Below are 16195 nucleotides of genomic sequence, written 5' to 3' on the forward strand. Positions count from 1 at the left end.
CCCATGGTGGGGATTCTGGGGGAATACCGGTCGCTGGGCGGCGCTGCGTTCTGGGTGCTGTGCGCGGCTGCTGTCTATTTTGTGGTCCTGGCGGTGCGGCTGGCCGCCATTGATGCGGCGACGCACCGCCTGCCGAACCGGATCGTGCTGCCGGCCTATCCGGCGTCGGCCGTCCTGCTGGGCGCGGCCGCACTTGCCGCCGGAGAGGCGTCCCGGATCCCCGGGATGGTGCTGGCCGGCGCCGTGCTGTGGAGCGCCTACTTCCTGCTGCGGTTCGGCAACCCCTCGGGCCTGGGCTTCGGCGATGTAAAACTGGCCGGCGTCCTGGGGCTCTGGTTGGGGTTTGTGGGGTGGGGGCACGTGCTGGCCGGCACCTTCGCCGCCTTCCTGCTGGGCGGGCTGTGGGGGTTGTGGCTGATCGTTTCCAAGCGTGGAACGGCCAAGACGTCGATCGCGTTCGGGCCGTTCATGCTGGCCGGAGCCGCGTTGGCCCTGGCTGTGCCTGGCCTACAGTAGAACAATGCCTACGCCAGATTTTGTCCTGTCCCTGCGCGAAAAAATCGGTCACGAACTGCTGTGGCTGCCCGGGATCACCGGGGTTGTCCTGAACGGGGACCAACAGGTGCTGCTGGTCCGGCGGGCCGACAACGGCCGCTGGACCCTGATCACCGGGATGCTGGAGCCGGGCGAGGAACCCGCCGCCGGAACCCTCCGCGAGGTCCAGGAGGAAACAGGGGTTACCGCTGAAATTGAGCACCTCATCCACGTCGGTTCCCACGGTCCCATCACCTTTCCCAACGGGGACCGGTGCACTTTCCTGAACGTGGGGTTCCGCTGCCGCTATGTCAGCGGCCAGGCGAGGGTCAATGACGACGAATCCACCGACGTCGGCTGGTTTGACCTGGATAATCTGCCGGAGCTGAGCGAACGGCACCTTATGTTGCTGGACCTGGCGTTGGAGGCCGACGGCGTCCCCGCCTTTGAGCGCTAGGCCGTAAACGCCATTGGCCCCTTCCGCCCGTCAGGGGCGGAAAGGGCCAACGCAGGGTACCGGCGATACAGCGGGGCTATCCGGCGTCAGGGTTCCGGGGTTCGGTGTCCTTCAGTCCGGCATCTGACCGTCCGGAGCGGCCCGGGCCTGAGTCCGACGGCGCGGTGGCCGCAGACTTTCCCTGCAGGGCGGCCAGGCGTTCGGCTTCGAGGCGGTTCGCCTCGTCGCCGCCCACGGCTTCGCCGCGGGCCACCATGCCGGCCACGTCGGAGAGCGGAATCTGCTTCAGGAACAGAGCCAGGACAAGCGCGAGGGCCAGGAACGGAATCAGGTACCAGAAGACCGGGGCCAGGGAATCGGCGTAGGCGGTGACAATGCCCTCGCGCAGCGGTTCGGGCAGCGTCTCGAGCACCGCGGGCTGCAGGGTGGCTGTGGCTTCTCCTGCCGCACTTGGGTCCAGTCCGGCAGCGGTGAAGACCTCATGCAGGTTCTCCGCCAGCCGGGAGGTGAACATGGCGCCGAAGATTGCCACACCCAGCGAGGCGCCCACCTCGCGGAAGTAATTGTTGCTGGACGTTGCCGTACCGATCTGGTCCACGGGCACGGAGTTCTGCACCACCAGGACCACCACCTGCATGATGTAACCCAGGCCGGCGCCAAAAACGAACAGCTGTGCGCAAATGACCCAGACCGGGGTGTCTGCGGACAACGAGGTCATCCACAGCATCGCAACGATGACGAGCGCGGCGCCCATGATGGGGTACTTCTTGTACTTGCCGGTCTTGGTGATGGCCAGCCCCGAGTAGATGGAGGTGCCCATCAGGCCCACCATCATGGGAAGCATCAGCAGGCCGGATACTGCGGCGGAGGTACCGGTGGACATTTGCAGGAACGTCGGCACGAAGGCCAGGGCGGCAAACATGCCCATGCCCAGGGTGAAACCAATGGCAGTGGCGTTCACGAAGATCGGGTTCTTGAACAGGCTCAGCGGAATGATCGGATCCTCGACCCGGCGCTCAATCATCACGAAGATGAAAGCGGCGGCCAGCATGCCGGCGCCGAAGGCGACGGTCAGCGGATCCGTCCAGCCGTGATCGTCGCGGCCGCCGAAGTCAGTGAAGAAAATCAGGCACGTGGTGGCGATGGACAGGAACACGACGCCGCCGATGTCGATGCGCTTGGTGGCCTTTTTGTTCGGCAGGGTGAGGGTGAAGAAGGCAACCAGGAAGGCGATGATGCCGATGGGGATGTTGATGTAGAACGCCCATTCCCAGGTCATGTGGTCCACGAAGAACCCGCCGAGCAGGGGACCGGCGACGGCGGAGAGACCAAAGATGCCGCCGAGCGGGCCGAGGTACTTGCCGCGCTGGTTGGCCGGCACGATGTCCGCGATGATGGCTTGGGACAGGATCATCAAACCGCCGCCGCCCAGGCCCTGGATGGCGCGGAAGATCACGAAGCCCCAGAAATCAGTGGCAAAGGCACAGCCGACGGACGCCGCCGTAAACAGGGCAATGGCGAAAAGGAAGAGATTGCGCCGCCCCAGCACGTCACCGAATTTGCCGTAGATCGGCATCACGATGGTGGTTGCCAGCAGGTAGGCGGTGGTGATCCAGGTCTGGTGCTCGACGCCGCCCAGTTCACCCACGATGGTGGGCATGGCGGTGGACACGATGGTCTGGTCGAGGCTGGAAAGCAGCATGCCTGCGATCAGGGCGGAGAAAATGATCCAGATGCGTTTCTGGGTCAACAGCAGCGGCGCTGAGCCCTGCGTGTCGGTGGCGGTCATGAAGGGTCCTTGGATGAGGGATCGGTCAGGGGAGTGGAAGAGGCAACCACTTCGTGCATGGCGTTGACGGCCTCGGTGAGGATCTGACGGTAGGGGCGGGTGTTTCCGGGATCGAAAAACGCCGCTCCGGCGCGCTGCGTCAAAGCGGTGAAAACCGCCAGGATGGCTTGGATCCTCGGGTCGGCGACTGCCAGGCCTTCACGTGCGGACAGGATGACCGCGAAGGCGGCCTCGGCTTCCCGGGACCCGTACAGGACTCGTTCCAGGAGCCGCGGCTCGGCGGCGACAGCCAGCTTGAGCGAGGCCATCTGGTCCCGGGACATAACCATCCGGTCCATCACTGCCGCGGCAAAGTCCACGAAGTCGGCCAGCAGCGAGGAAGATACCGCTCCCGGATTGGAACCGGCTCCCCGGGCAATAAACTCCTCGGCCAGGTCAGCGGGAATCTCGTCTGCCGGTGAGCCGAGGACGGCGTCTTCCTTGGCCGGGAAGTAATTGAAGAACGTACGCCGGGAAATGCCGACTTCCTCGCAGAGTTCCTCCACCGTGTACCCCGAAAAGCCGCGCTCTGCCGTCAGGATGCGGGCCGCGGTAATGATGGCGAGCTTGGTCGCGATGCGTTTGCGTTCGCGGAGGCCGTACCCGTCAGTCGATGCACTATCAGTCACAAAGTAAAGTTTTGCACCCTGTATCTAAAAGTGCAATTCCGTCCTGAGGGCCCGTACAACACAGCAGGGCACCCGGCCAACCGGCCGGATGCCCTTTTGTCGCCGTCGGCCGCCTGAGGGCGGCCGACCTGCGGTGTTACTGGCGGAAAGCTCCCGGACTAAGCCTGCGGCGGCTTCGTCATGGAGAGGACGTCGAGGGCAGCATCAAGCTGGTCCTCAGTAACCTCGCCGCGCTCGACAAAACCGAGTTCGACGACGGCCTGGCGGATGGTCTTGCCTTCCTTGACCGCGTACTTGGCGATCTTGGCGGCGTTCTCGTAGCCGATGTACTTGTTCAGCGGGGTGACGATGGACGGGGAAGCCTCGGCCAGGTAGCGGGCGCGCTCCACGTTGGCTTCGATCCCGTCAATCATCTTGTCCGCCATGATCCGCGAGGAGTTGGCGAGCAGGCGGATGGATTCGAGCAGGTTCGAGGCAATGACGGGGATGCCGACGTTGAGCTCGAAGTAACCGAAGGTGCCTGCCCAGGCGATGGCGGCGTCGTTGCCCACAACCTGGGCGGCAACCTGCATGACGGCCTCGGAAATGACGGGGTTGACCTTGCCCGGCATGATCGAGGAACCCGGCTGCAGATCGGGGATGGCGATTTCGCCCAGGCCGGTGTTGGGGCCGGAGCCCATCCAGCGCAGGTCGTTGGCGATCTTGGAGAAGGACACTGCGATGGTGCGCAGCATGCCGGAGACCTCAACCAGGGCGTCGCGGTTGGCCTGCGCCTCAAAGTGGTCGCGCGCTTCGGTCAGGGGCAGCCCGGTGTCCTCGGCAAGGAGGGCGATGACGCGCTGCGGGAAGCCGGCCGGGGTGTTGATGCCGGTGCCGACGGCGGTGCCGCCCAGCGGAACTTCGGCGACGCGGGGGAGGGAGGCCTGCACGCGCTCGATGCCGTAACGGACCTGGGCGGCGTAACCGCCGAATTCCTGGCCCATGGTCACCGGAGTGGCGTCCATGAGGTGGGTGCGGCCGGACTTCACGACGTCCTTGAATTCCTCGGCCTTGCGCTCCAGGGAAGCGGCCAGGTAATCCAATGCCGGCACCAGATCGTTGATCAGGGCCGAGGTGGCGGCAACGTGCACGGAGGTCGGGAAAACGTCATTGGAGGACTGCGAGGCGTTGACGTGGTCGTTGGGGTGAACCGTTGTCTCGCTGCCGGCGTCCTTCAGGGCGCGGGTTGCGAGCTCGGCCAGGACCTCATTGGTGTTCATGTTCGAGGACGTGCCGGAACCGGTCTGGAACACGTCGATCGGGAAGTGGCTGTCCAGGGTGCCGCCGGCCACCAGATCTGCTGCCTGTTCGATCGCCCGGGCGCGCTCGGCGTCGAGCACTCCCAACTCGGCGTTGGCCGTGGCGGCGGCCTTCTTGATCCGGGCCAGGGCGGCGATGTGGGCGCTGTCCAAGGGCTTGCCCGAGATGGGGAAGTTCTCGACGGCGCGCTGGGTCTGTGCGCGGTACAGGGCGTTGACCGGGACCCGGACCTCGCCCATGGTGTCATGTTCGATGCGGTATTCAGGAGTGTCAGAAGTCATGGTCCCAAGCCTAGTATCCGCAGCGCCGGGGCAGAAACGCGCGGTCGTCCGGTGACGCCGCCGTTCCGTCCCCGGCGCCGCGGGCCGGGACGCGCGGACGCTAGGACAGGGGTGAACGCACGACGGCGGGGTGGGAGAGGGCGCCGTACCCGGAGACCAGGTCCGCAGCACCTTCGGCCAGCCGGTAGGAAACACCGATGACCGCGGTCCGGCCTTCCTCGACGGCTGCGGAAATCATTGAGGAACTCTCCACCAGGCGTTCAGCCGTCTGCTTGGTGTGCTCCACGACCATGTCGTTGACCTCGGTAAGTCCGTTGCGCTGGGCCGCCAGGACTGACGGGGTGATCCGCTCCACCAGGTTGCGGATGTGGCCGCCGGGCATTTCACCGGTGTCCACGGTGCGTTTGGCTGCGGTCACCGCGCCGCAGCTGTCATGGCCCAGCACTACGATCAGCGGGACACCGAGCACCGCGACGCTGTATTCGAGGGAGCCGAGGACGGCGTCGTCAATGACCTGGCCGGCCGTGCGGATCACGAACGCGTCGCCGAGACCGAGGTCGAAGATGATTTCAGCCGCGAGCCGGGAGTCGGAACAGCCGAAGATAACGGCGAAAGGGTTCTGCTCGTGGACGAGGGAGCTGCGCCTGTTGGCGTCTTGGTTGGGATGCGAGGATTCTCCGGCGACGAAGCGGGCATTGCCTTCATGCAGCGTCTGCCATGCCTGGGCCGGGGTTATTGCTGATGCGCTGGGTTCATTCACAGGTCTTAGCTTAACCCCGGCGCCTTTCCGGGCAGTTATTCGTTACTAAGGTCGCTGACTACTGCTTCTGCGAGCACATCAAACTCGGCAAGATCTGCCTCGCCGGTCAGGACCACGGTCAAGCCGTTCAGCTCGAGCACCATGCTGGCCTTGCCGTCCGCTGAGTCCCTCAGCTCCCAGGTCTGTCCGCCGGCACTTCGTTCTCCGGCAACCACTGCGTCGCCGGAGGTCTGGGCAACCCACGTGGGGTTGCCGGCGTCGGTCTCGGAAAGGCGGATAAATTCCATGCCCGGGGTGACGTAACCCACTTCCCAAACGGGGACTCCGGCGCTGCCGGCCGCTTCCCAGCGGGCGTAATTGGCAGTCCAGCCCTCGGGCAGGTCCGGGGCGAGGGGCGCATAGCCGGCATCCCCGGCCGCCTGCGACGCGGTTGCCTGAACGTCAACATTGCGGGGAGGCATTTTGGGGGAAGGGTTCAGCAGCACCGGAACCAGGACCAGCAGCAGCGTAACGCCGGTGGCGATCAGCATGCCGATCACCGTGGCATTGGCACGCTTGGCCTGCTTCTGGGTCAGTACCGGGGTTACGGGCGTCTCTTGGTCCTGCTGCTGCTCACTCACCCTTCCATGATCGCTTATTGGGCCGTCCAACTCCTAGTCGGGCCGGAAAGCGCAAAAGGCTGAATATGGCGCAGTTGGCGGTGGTGCAGGCCACACAGACTATGATCGGAGCAAGGATCATCCGTTTTTGGTTATTCGCCAAGCGGTTCGCATCGAAATTTCGAAGATGAGGTTAGACGTGTCCAAAGGCGCTCAGTACTCCACACTTTCCCCCGCCCTGGCAGTAGGCGACGACGAGCCGGACCGGAACCTGGCCCTGGAACTTGTCCGGGTCACCGAGGCAGCCGCCATCGCCGGCGGCCACTGGGTGGGCTTCGGCGACAAGAACGCGGCGGACGGCGCCGCCGTCGACGCCATGCGTTCACTGATTTCCACCGTCCACTTCAACGGTGTCGTGGTCATCGGCGAGGGCGAAAAAGACGAAGCCCCCATGCTCTACAACGGTGAATACGTCGGCGACGGCACCGGCGCCCTGTGCGACGTCGCCGTGGACCCGATTGACGGCACCCGGCTGACCGCGTTGGGCCTCAACAACGCCGTGGCCGTGCTGGCCGTGGCCGAACGCGGCACCATGTTCGATCCCTCCGCCGTGTTCTACATGGAGAAGCTGATCACCGGCCCCGAGGCCGCCGACATGGTGGACCTGCGCCTGCCGGTCAAGCAGAACCTGCACCTGATCGCCAAGGCCAAGGGCAAGAAGATCAACCAGCTCAACGTGATGATCCTGGACCGGGACCGCCACAAGCCCCTGGTGCAGGAAATCCGCGACGCCGGTGCCCGCACCCGCATGCTGATGGACGGCGACGTTGCCGGCGGCATCGCTGCCGCCCGCGAGGGAACCGACGTCGACGCCCTGATGGGCATCGGCGGCACGCCGGAAGGCATCATCACCGCCTGCGCCATCAAGACCCTCGGCGGCGTCATCCAGGGCCGGCTGTGGCCGACCTCGGACGAGGAGAAGCAGAAGGCGATCGACGCCGGCCACGACCTGGACCGCGTGATGTCCACCAACGACCTGGTCACCAGCGACAACTGCTACTTCGCTGCCACCGGCATCACCGACGGCGACCTGGTCCGCGGCGTGCGTTACTCCAAAGACCGCGTGCTCACGCAGTCCATCGTGATGCGCTCCAAGTCCGGCACCATCCGCGTGGTGGACGGCGAGCACCAGTCGCACAAGTGGGAGTCCTACGCCCGCCTGAAGTAGGCGCAGCGTCCCAGCGAAACAAGGCCCCGGAATCTATCCGGGGCTTTTTGCTGCCCGGCGGGAGGCAGGAGGCGGGAGGCGGGAGCTAGGAGCTCGGTGGCTGGTTGGCTGCTGGGCGGCTGGTTACCGGTCTGCGGCGGACGCCGCCGCTGCTGCGGGAATCCGGTTGCGGCCGATGACCCGGTACACCACGGCGGCCAGGGCGACGACGGCGGCCGCGGCAATGGCAGCGACGGCGGTTCCGGTGGAGAGCAGTTCACCGTTGAGGCGGGACACGGCAATCCAGGAAAGACCCCACGACAGGGCGGCGGCGGGGGCCAGGCGTCCCCGGCCGTAGGCCGCCAGTGCCACGCCCAGGGCGGCGACGACGGCAAGAATGGCAACGGACCAAACCTCCGGAGCGAGTCCGAAGCCGTCGAAACCGGCGTCGGTGAGGGCTGCGGCAGTATTGGCGCAGGTGGCAACCGCCACCCAGCCCAGGTACAGGCCCAGGGTGCCGTCCACGGCGATGGCCTCGATCCAGTTGGCCGCCGGGGTGCGGGAGTACCGGGCGAAGCAGACGGCGAGGACCACGAGCAGTGCCACGATGACCAGGACGCTCACGGCCACCCAGCCGGCCTGGACGGTCAGGATCCACGCGGCGTTCAGGACCAGTGACGCCGCGACCAGCCAGCCCAGGGCACGCTGGCGTTCGGAGGACCGCTGGGACGGCAGCCACTGCCAGACGGTGTAGGCGCCAAGCCCGGTGTAAATCACCGACCAGATGGAGAAGGCGCCGCTGGCCGGGGCCAGGTAGGTGGCGTCGGCGTTGAGCGCGCCGCCGGCGGCTTCGGCGATGGGGGTGCCGCCAAACACGCCCACGCCGATGACGGAACCGACAATGCAGATGACGTAGCAGACGGTGACAGTCAGTTGCCGGGCCAGATCATTTCCCGGCGAGGCGGAGGCCGGGGAACGGGTGCCGGGAGTTGAAGTAGTCATAGTCGAGCGTAACAAGTGGCCGGGACCACAGGGGAGCCGCGCCGGCAGCCCCTTCCGACCCCGGTAGGCTGGAAAGCATGACACTGCGCGTTACATCCTGTTCCGATTCCGTCCGCTGGAACGAAGCCGTCAACGGCTTCAACGGACATCCGCAGCAATTGTGGGGCTGGGGCAAGACCAAGGCAGAGCACAACTGGAACGTGGACCGCCTGCTGGTTGAGGACGACGGCGGCAAGGTGGTGGGCGCCGCCCAGGTGCTGCTGCGCCGGCTGCCGTTCCCGTTCAAGGCGCTCGCCTACATTCCCCGCGGCCCGCAGTCCGTTCCCGGCCGCGAGCTGGAAATCCTAGGAGCCGTCAGCGACTACGTCTCGGGCGCCCACAGCCCCGTGGCACTGAGCATCGAACCGGACTGGGACGCCGACGGCGAGATCGCCGCAGGCCTGCCGGCCGCCGGCTTCCGCCCTTCGGCCAACACCATCCTGATCGGCCGCACCCTGATCCTGGATTTGTCCCGGACCGAAGACGAGCTGCTCGCGGACATGTCCAAGAAGAACCGCCAGTACATCCGCAAGTCAGGCCGCGAGGCGCTGGACTACCGCCGCGTCACCCGGGATGAAATCCCCAAGTGCCTGGCCGTGTACAAGCAGACCGCAGAGCGGGCCGGTTTCGGCATTCACGAAGACGGCTATTACCTGGACATCTTCGACAACCTGGGCGAGGATTCGCCGGTGTACGCGGCGTTCAGCGGGAACGACGTCGTCGCCTTCCTGTGGCTGTCCACCAGCGGCTACACCTCCTTTGAGCTCTACGGCGGCATGACCGAGGAGGGCGAGCATCTGCGCGCCAACTATGCGCTGAAGTGGCACGCCATTCAGGACATGAAGGAACGCGGGATCATCCGCTACGACTTCAACGGCCTGCTCAATGACGGCGTGTCCAAGTTCAAGATGGGCTGGGCCAAACACGAGGACCAGCTGGCCGGAACCTGGGACAAGCCGCTCTCTCCGCTGTATCCGGTTTTCACCACGGCGCTCCCGCTGGCCAAGAACGGCCTGCGGAAGCTGCGCGGACTGGCCGGAGCCGCCAAGGCCAGGATCCGCCGCTAGGGTTTCCCCGGCCCGCGGAATGTTGCCGACGCGAGGCTAGAGGTCCAGGCGGGGTGCCGCGGGGTCGGGAACGTCAGCCTCCGTGGAACCCACGGTCACCGCGAAGGCGAGGGCGCCGTCGTCGTGCTGCGCTGAATGGGCCGAGAGCTTCGCAATAACCGGTGCTTCCGCGGCCGGAATGAAGGCGCTTTGCCCGGTCTCCAGCACGAGGTCGCCCTTGGGGGAGTCCAAGACGACGGTGCCCCGCACCACGATCACCACCGTCGGCCCGTTCTGCAGCACCGACACATCGGATCCGGACATGGACGCGGCGGGGGAGTAGCCCTCTCCAGGGTCGGAGACGCGCTGTTCGAGCTCGATCCGCTGCAGCGCGAACTCGGCAAACGGCGGCCGGTAAAGCTCCTGGCCCATCTGCGTGAAGACCGGTTCCAGCGAGGGGATGCCCCGGGGACGGAAATCCACCGTCTTGAGCAGCTCCGGGACATCGACGTGCTTGGGCGTCAGTCCGCCGCGCAGCACGTTGTCCGAGGAGGCCATGACCTCAATGCCCAGGCCGCTGAGGTACGCGTGCACATTGCCTGCGGGCAGGTAGACCGCCTCGCCGGGCTGCAGGGATGCGCGGTTCAGCAGCAGGGACAGCAGCACCCCCGGGTCGCCGGGGTAGTAGGCGTTCAGCTCCACGGCCGTCGCCAGCTCCTTCGCGTACGGCGCTGCCCCTGATTTCCCGGCGTCGGCAGTGGCACCGCCGACGTCCCGGCCGGCAGCGAGGGCAGCGGCCGTCACCTGGACGGCGTCACGCACCTCATCGCCGCCCTCGATCAGGGCGCGGAAGACGCGTTGCAGCCGGTCCGGTGCGGGGTGGCCGCTGGAGAGTTCGGCGACCGCCCAGGTCAGCAGCTCCGGAACCTCCCGGCCCTGCCGGTCAACCGCACGGACGACAGCCCGGAAGATGTCCGCCGCTTCATCCGGTTCCCGAAAGCCGCACAGTGCCTCGAACGGAGTCAGCGCGAAAATCATTTCCGGCTTGTGATTCTGGTCCTTGTAGTTACGGTTCGCGGCACCGCGGTCCAGTCCGGCGGCCTCCTCGGCGGCAAAGCCTGCACGGGCCTGTTCCTGGGTGGGATGGACCTGCAGGGACAGCGGAGACCCGGCCGCCAGAACCTTGGCGAGGAAGGGCAGGACCCCGCCGTAGGCCCGCGCCGTCTCCCGGCCAAGCATTTGCTGCGGGTCGGCAGCGATCAGTTCATCCAGCGTCTGCGCGTCAGGCACCGGCGGCACCAGGGCCGACGGCGCACCCGGATGGGCGCCGATCCACAGTTCAGCCTCGGGCTCACCTGTTGGTTCCCGGCCAAAAAGTTCAGCCATGGCGGTAACCGAACCCCACGCATAGGGCCGAATGGTGTTGTTCAGCAGGTACATGGCTCTCTTCTCGGCGGTAGTCAGGTGCGGGCGGCCGGCTATCCGGGGCTGCAGTTTCCGTTGTTGTTGAGCAGGGCTCCCAGCGTTGCATCGTCCTGGATTTCAGCCAGGTACTGAAGATACTCCTGCGTGATCTCCGGCTCCTCGGCTGCCCCGGCGCCCGGGTCCGCAACTTCACCGGTCTCCGTGCCAATGTCGGTGCTGGTGTCCGTTCCGCCCTCGGGTTCGGCGGCCGCGCCCTCATCGGCGGGAGCTTCCTCGGCCGGCGCGGCAGGCTCCACGTCCTGGCCGGAGATCTTCTCGGCCACGCGGGCATGAATCTCGTCAAAGTCCGGGTACGTGACAAAGTTGTCCGCTGCGGTGCCGAAGTCCGGCGGGCCGATGGTGAGGCGCTCCATCGGCTGGCCCTTGGCCTTGAGCGCCAGGTCCAGGAAACTGCCGAGCTGGTCCTGCGGAAGGTCCGTCTCGACGATCTGCTCCCCGGCCGAGGCAATGGCCTGGAAGCGGGTCAGCAGTGTGGCCGGGTCCAACTGGGACACCATTGCCTGCTGCACACACTGCTGCCGGGCGATCCGGTGGTAGTCGGTGACAAACTCCCGTGACCGGGCATACCAGAGCGCCGTGTAGCCGTCCATCTTCTGGGTGCCCGGAGCAATCCAGCCGTCCGGCGGATAGTGCCGGTTGGTTCCGGGGATTTCCCCGGCGGTGATGGGAACCCAGCCGCCGACGTTGATGGTGATGCCGCCCATGGCATCGATCAGCTTGGAAAAACCCTCCATGTCCACAATGACGTAGGCCTGGACCTCCAGATCCAGGATGCCGGACGCGGCGTCCATCATGGCTTCGGCACCCGGATCGGCGGAGCCCGGGTACAGATCCGGATAGTTCTCCATCACTGTCTGGTAGAGGCTGTTGAGGATGCACTCGTCGCCGCAGTTGTAACCGTCCGGATAGACCTCCGCCAGCGGGGAGTCCGCCGGGAAGGGGGCGTTCTGGAAATTGCGGGGAAGGCTGAAAGTGATCGACTTGCCGGTTTTGGCATCAACGCTGATCACGGACATGCTGTCCGGGCGCAGACCCGTCCGGTCCTCACCGGCGTCGCCGCCCATCAGCATAAAGTTGTAGCGGCCGTCCACCGGATCAAGGGAGGGCCCGGAAGCGAAGATGCTGCCAACTGCATGGCGGCTGATGTTCAGCATGTAGGCGCCGTACGCCAGGCCGCCGCTGGTGCCGACCACGAGGACGGTGAGCAGCCCGGCGATCAAAGGGCGCATGCGGCGTTCCAACAGGGGCGGCCGGATGATGCGCAGCGTGTTCAGGAAAAGAAGCGCCCATCCCACCGCCAGCAGGATCAGGGCCACCATGAGGATAAAGGAGGTCCAACCGTTGGTGACAAGGTTCACCAGCATAATCCGGTTGGTAAGGGCCAGCACCAGCGCTGCGAGGACCAGCGCCCAGACGGTGAAGGTCACCTGCAGGGCGCGCCGGCCGAGCCGGCGGTTTCCGGCCACCACTTGAGCGGACCCGGGCAGCAGCAGCGTGAGCAGCAGCAGGATGAATGCCCGTTTGGTGCGGATATGCGGCGGTGCCGACTGTGGATTGCGGACGGGATCCGTCAGCAGGCCGGCGCCGTCGTTCTCTTTGTTCCTCGGGTCCATGCGCAGAAGTCCTAGTCGCTGCCGGTGACGGAGGTGCGCAGCTTGGCGCCCTTGGCCAGGGCTGTCTGGCGAAGTCCGGACGCGAACTCCAGCAGCTGCTGCTGCAGCTTGGAGGCCAGCGGGTCGGTGCCCGCAGCGAGCATCCGCACGGCCAGGAGGCCGGCGTTCCGGGCACCGCCGATGGAGACGGTTGCCACCGGCACACCGGCAGGCATCTGCACGATCGAGAGCAGGGAATCCATGCCGTCGAGATACTTCAGCGGCACCGGGACGCCGATCACCGGAAGCGGAGTGACGGCAGCCAGCATGCCGGGCAGGTGCGCGGCACCGCCGGCGCCGGCGATGATGATCCGCAGCCCGCGGCGGTGTGCCTGCTGGCCGTACTCGATCATTTCCGTGGGCATCCGGTGGGCGGAGACGACGTCGGCCTCGTACGGAATGCCGAACTCGGCCAGGGCGGCGGCCGCCGCGTCCATGACGGGCCAGTCGGAGTCCGAACCCATCACGAGTCCTACCAGTGGGGTGTCGCGGCTGCTCATGAGTTCTCCTTCGAAGAGTCGCGGCCGTCACGCAGGATGGCGGCCGCGTGTTCCGCGCTGCGCCGCACCCGGGGCAGATCCGCAGCACTGCGGCCCACCACGTTGACATGCCCGATCTTACGGCCGGGACGGACCGATTTGCCGTAGTTGTGAATTTTGGCTGCCGGCTCGGCGGCCAGTGCCTGAGCATAGCCGCTGAACAGATCCAAGTTGGCACCGCCAAGGTAGTTCTTCATGACAACGACGCCGCCAAGGACATCCGTGGCGCCCAGCGGGAGGTCCAGGACGGCCCGCAGATGCTGTTCAAACTGGCCGGTAACGGATCCGTCCATGGTCCAGTGACCGGAATTGTGCGGGCGCATCGCCAGTTCGTTGATCAGGAATCCGGCTCCGCGTCCGGGGGTTTCGAACAGCTCCACAGCCATCACGCCCGTGACGCCCAGCTCAGCGGCGATCCGCAGCGCGGCGTCCTGGGCGGCGGCTGCGACCTGGGGATCCAGGTCCTGGGCAGGGGCGATGACTTCGTCGCACACACCGTCCACCTGGATGGAGTGCACTACGGGCCAGGGCAGTGCACTGCCCCGCGGGGTCCGTGCCACCAAAGCAGAGAGTTCACGGCTGAACGGCACCATCTCTTCGGCGAGGAGCGGTTCGCCGGTGAACCAGTCCGCGGCGGCGGCTGCTGCATCGGCGTCGACAATGATCCGCACGCCCTTGCCGTCATAGCCTCCGCGCGGTGTCTTGAGCACAACGGGCCATCCGGCCGCTTTGCCGAAGTCCACCAGATCCAAGACGCCTGACACGGGAGCCCACCGCGGGTTGGGGAGGCCCAACCGGTCAATGGCAGCGCGCATGACCAATTTGTCCTGGGCATGGATGAGGGCTTCAGGGGAGGGCTGCACGTTGACGCCCGCTGCGGCGAGAGTGGTCAGATGCGCTCCCGGAACGTGTTCGTGATCGAAGGTCAGGACATCCACCCCGGAGGCAAACGCGGCCAGCGTGTCCAGATCGGTGTAATCTCCGACCGTGGTTCGGACGACGGCCGGCACGGCCGAAACATCGGGCCCTTCAGCCAGAACACGGAGTTCGAAACCAAGGGCAACTGCTGCCGGGGCCATCATCCGGGCCAGCTGGCCACCGCCGACGACGCCAATTATAGGAAAGCTCACGACATTAGGTTACCGAAAAGAGACCGTAATCCACTTTTGCCGGACGGCCTGGTGACCTCACCTTCAGGGAACTCCCACACTACGGGGGTAATATTGTGTCTTACCGTCTGCCTTTCCACGTGCGGCGGGTTACTGTGTCCAGCTTCGGCAATCCCGGCCGGCGGCGCACCAACGGCCTCGGAGGATCATGTTTTCATCACTGTCTGCGCGCATCAGAGGCCTGGCCTCGTTGTTTTGGCGCGAAGTAGCGAAGTTTGGAACAGTGGGCGCTTTCGCCTTCATTGTGGACAACGGGCTGTGGTGGCTGCTCTACCACGGCGTCCTGGAGGGCAGCGCCACCAAGGCACGGCTCATCAGCGCATCCGCGGCAACCCTGTTTTCCTGGGTGGCCAACCGTTTCTGGACCTTCCGCAGGCGCCGCCAAAACAACGTGACCCGTGAACTGGTGCTGTTTCTCATCATCAACGGCGTCGGCATTGTCATCTCCAGTGGATTTACCTGGGTTGCCCAGTATCCAATGGGCATCACCGACGCCAAGTGGCTCGGATTTGCCGGCATCGTAGGCATTGGCGTGGCCACCATTCTCCGGTTCTTCGCCTACCGGTTCTGGGTCTTCAATGCGGTACTGGATGAAGAGCCAGGCTTCCAGGACGATTACGAACTGCTCGACGACGGCACCAAGGGCCCCGCCCGCAAAACCGGCGACGGCACCGGAAACGGCTCCACCCCGGCGGGGGAGAGCGGCGGGTCCGGCACCTCCAGCCTCGAAGCGAAGCCTACGCCTCCAGCTGCGCCGTAATCTTTTCGGCGGCAATCAGCCGTTCGGTAATTTCCACCTCTGCAGCCGCGAGCACCACGCTTCCGCCGGCAGCCCAGGTGCGAAGCGAGGCCGCGAGGACTGCGGGTAGATCCTCGGACGCCGGAATGAGCAGCGTCTGCGCAGCACCGCCGTCAGTTGCTTCCGCCAGCTGCCCGTAGGTGAGGTTCGTGCCGGCGCCCAGTGAACTGTGCAGTGCGGTGTAGCCCTCTTCGGCAACATCCCCGCCCGTGTAGGTGTCCGCATAGCTGCGGACCTCTGCCGCGTAATCCACTGCGGCCGCAGGCAGGTCCCCGGACCACCGCAGCGCCAGTGCTCCAAGGTCCACCGCCACAACCATTCCGTCAGCCGCGTCCAGCGCCGCCTGCGATGCCGTGACGGCAATATCCGGGGCGGCGGTGGCCTCGGAAGGGTTTCCCAGGATCACCGTGCAGCCGGTCTGCCATGCCGCCAGCGCCCACACCAGAGTTTTCCAGTGCACCGGAAGGTCGAGCAGGAGACGGATTCCGGGTTCGGCGTCGAGCTCGTCCACCAAGAGGTTTGACGTCTTCGCAACCCAGTTGTCCAGCACCTTGCCCGAGAGCTCAATCCGTTCGGAGTTCGGCCCGTACCATGTCAGCGCCGGAGAGGTCGCCTGACGGGTGCGCAGGGTGGACAGTAGGGTGGGAACGGAAATCCTGGCTGGCATGTGGAACTCTTTCCTAAGGCGGGCAGCGCAAACGCGACGCGCCGATGATGAGGCCGAAAATCCGGGCGTGGCGTGCACGGGTTCTGAGGAGTCGACTCTATAGGATGCCGAAACAGCTTGACGTCTTCGTATTACACGCGTGTAATTAGGTATCGGATTTGTTCCAGCAATCCACCACCAAGATGCATTCCAAGCAGGCTGAT

The 16195-nt window shown here is 65.7% G+C and carries 16 protein-coding genes; 5 read left to right on the top strand and 11 right to left on the bottom strand.

What is annotated here, in order from left to right; all coding sequences use genetic code 11:
* Positions 1 to 3: 3 nt before the first annotated feature.
* Positions 4 to 516, top strand: coding sequence for a prepilin peptidase (locus MUG94_RS04620; protein WP_227907988.1), 513 nt, complete (start codon positions 4 to 6; stop codon positions 514 to 516).
* 4 nt (positions 517 to 520) lie between these two features.
* Positions 521 to 991: an NUDIX hydrolase gene (locus MUG94_RS04625; protein ID WP_227907989.1), complete on the top strand. Its 471-nt coding sequence runs from the start codon at positions 521 to 523 to the stop codon at positions 989 to 991.
* A gap of 76 nt (positions 992 to 1067) precedes the next feature.
* Here MUG94_RS04625 and MUG94_RS04630 read toward each other — a convergent pair whose 3' ends face one another.
* The 5 genes from MUG94_RS04630 to MUG94_RS04650 all read right to left on the bottom strand — a co-directional run bounded on the left by MUG94_RS04630 (position 1068) and on the right by MUG94_RS04650 (position 6408).
* Positions 1068 to 2780 (bottom strand): MDR family MFS transporter, encoded by a 1713-nt coding sequence (locus MUG94_RS04630; protein WP_227907990.1) that lies wholly within the window; start codon positions 2778 to 2780, stop codon positions 1068 to 1070.
* On the bottom strand, positions 2777 to 3448 hold the full coding sequence (locus MUG94_RS04635) for a TetR/AcrR family transcriptional regulator (protein WP_227907991.1): 672 nt from the start codon (positions 3446 to 3448) through the stop codon (positions 2777 to 2779). The genes MUG94_RS04630 and MUG94_RS04635 overlap by 4 nt, the downstream gene beginning before the upstream one ends.
* 158 nt (positions 3449 to 3606) lie before the next feature.
* Entirely contained in the window at positions 3607 to 5028 is a 1422-nt protein-coding gene (locus tag MUG94_RS04640; protein WP_227907992.1) for a class II fumarate hydratase, read from the bottom strand.
* Positions 5029 to 5128: 100 nt separating this feature from the next.
* On the bottom strand, positions 5129 to 5788 hold the full coding sequence (locus MUG94_RS04645) for a carbonic anhydrase (RefSeq protein ID WP_227907993.1): 660 nt from the start codon (positions 5786 to 5788) through the stop codon (positions 5129 to 5131).
* Positions 5789 to 5823: 35 nt separating this feature from the next.
* The gene (locus MUG94_RS04650) at positions 5824 to 6408 is read right to left on the bottom strand and encodes a DUF4245 domain-containing protein (protein ID WP_227907994.1); all 585 of its coding nucleotides are present in this window, start codon (positions 6406 to 6408) and stop codon (positions 5824 to 5826) included.
* Positions 6409 to 6574: 166 nt separating this feature from the next.
* Between MUG94_RS04650 and glpX the strand changes: the two genes are divergently transcribed.
* Positions 6575 to 7615 carry a class II fructose-bisphosphatase gene (gene glpX, locus MUG94_RS04655; protein ID WP_227891445.1) on the top strand — a complete coding sequence of 347 codons (1041 nt, stop codon included), beginning with the start codon at positions 6575 to 6577 and terminating at the stop codon, positions 7613 to 7615.
* A 123-nt stretch (positions 7616 to 7738) separates the two neighbouring features.
* On the opposite strand, the gene MUG94_RS04660 is transcribed toward glpX, so the two are convergent.
* On the bottom strand, positions 7739 to 8596 hold the full coding sequence (locus tag MUG94_RS04660; RefSeq protein ID WP_227891444.1) for a tryptophan-rich sensory protein: 858 nt from the start codon (positions 8594 to 8596) through the stop codon (positions 7739 to 7741).
* 77 nt (positions 8597 to 8673) lie between these two features.
* Between MUG94_RS04660 and MUG94_RS04665 the strand changes: the two genes are divergently transcribed.
* The gene (locus tag MUG94_RS04665) at positions 8674 to 9702 is read left to right on the top strand and encodes a lipid II:glycine glycyltransferase FemX (RefSeq protein ID WP_227907995.1); all 1029 of its coding nucleotides are present in this window, start codon (positions 8674 to 8676) and stop codon (positions 9700 to 9702) included.
* 36 nt (positions 9703 to 9738) lie between these two features.
* Here the strand turns inward: MUG94_RS04665 and manA are convergent, their stop codons facing one another.
* Genes manA through MUG94_RS04685 form a run of 4 tightly spaced genes read right to left on the bottom strand, consistent with a single transcriptional unit; the run spans position 9739 to position 14487 of the window.
* Positions 9739 to 11121 (bottom strand): mannose-6-phosphate isomerase, class I, encoded by a 1383-nt coding sequence (manA, locus tag MUG94_RS04670; protein ID WP_227907996.1) that lies wholly within the window; start codon positions 11119 to 11121, stop codon positions 9739 to 9741.
* Between the two features lie 38 nt (positions 11122 to 11159).
* A complete protein-coding gene (locus MUG94_RS04675; protein ID WP_227907997.1) occupies positions 11160 to 12779 on the bottom strand; it encodes an LCP family protein in 1620 nt (539 codons plus the stop codon).
* 11 nt (positions 12780 to 12790) lie between these two features.
* Positions 12791 to 13318 carry a 5-(carboxyamino)imidazole ribonucleotide mutase gene (gene purE / locus MUG94_RS04680; RefSeq protein WP_227891440.1) on the bottom strand — a complete coding sequence of 176 codons (528 nt, stop codon included), beginning with the start codon at positions 13316 to 13318 and terminating at the stop codon, positions 12791 to 12793.
* Positions 13315 to 14487 carry a 5-(carboxyamino)imidazole ribonucleotide synthase gene (locus MUG94_RS04685; protein WP_227907998.1) on the bottom strand — a complete coding sequence of 391 codons (1173 nt, stop codon included), beginning with the start codon at positions 14485 to 14487 and terminating at the stop codon, positions 13315 to 13317. The genes purE and MUG94_RS04685 overlap by 4 nt, the downstream gene beginning before the upstream one ends.
* Before the next feature lie 187 nt (positions 14488 to 14674).
* Here MUG94_RS04685 and MUG94_RS04690 point away from each other — a divergent pair, with 187 nt between their 5' ends.
* Positions 14675 to 15286, top strand: coding sequence for a GtrA family protein (locus MUG94_RS04690; RefSeq protein ID WP_227907999.1), 612 nt, complete (start codon positions 14675 to 14677; stop codon positions 15284 to 15286).
* On the opposite strand, the gene MUG94_RS04695 is transcribed toward MUG94_RS04690, so the two are convergent.
* Positions 15264 to 15992: a TIGR03089 family protein gene (locus MUG94_RS04695; RefSeq protein WP_227908000.1), complete on the bottom strand. Its 729-nt coding sequence runs from the start codon at positions 15990 to 15992 to the stop codon at positions 15264 to 15266. The genes MUG94_RS04690 and MUG94_RS04695 overlap by 23 nt on opposite strands.
* Positions 15993 to 16195: the final 203 nt, after the last annotated feature.

This window comes from Arthrobacter gengyunqii (genome assembly GCF_023022985.1).
In the GTDB taxonomy this organism is placed as follows: domain Bacteria; phylum Actinomycetota; class Actinomycetes; order Actinomycetales; family Micrococcaceae; genus Arthrobacter_B; species Arthrobacter_B gengyunqii.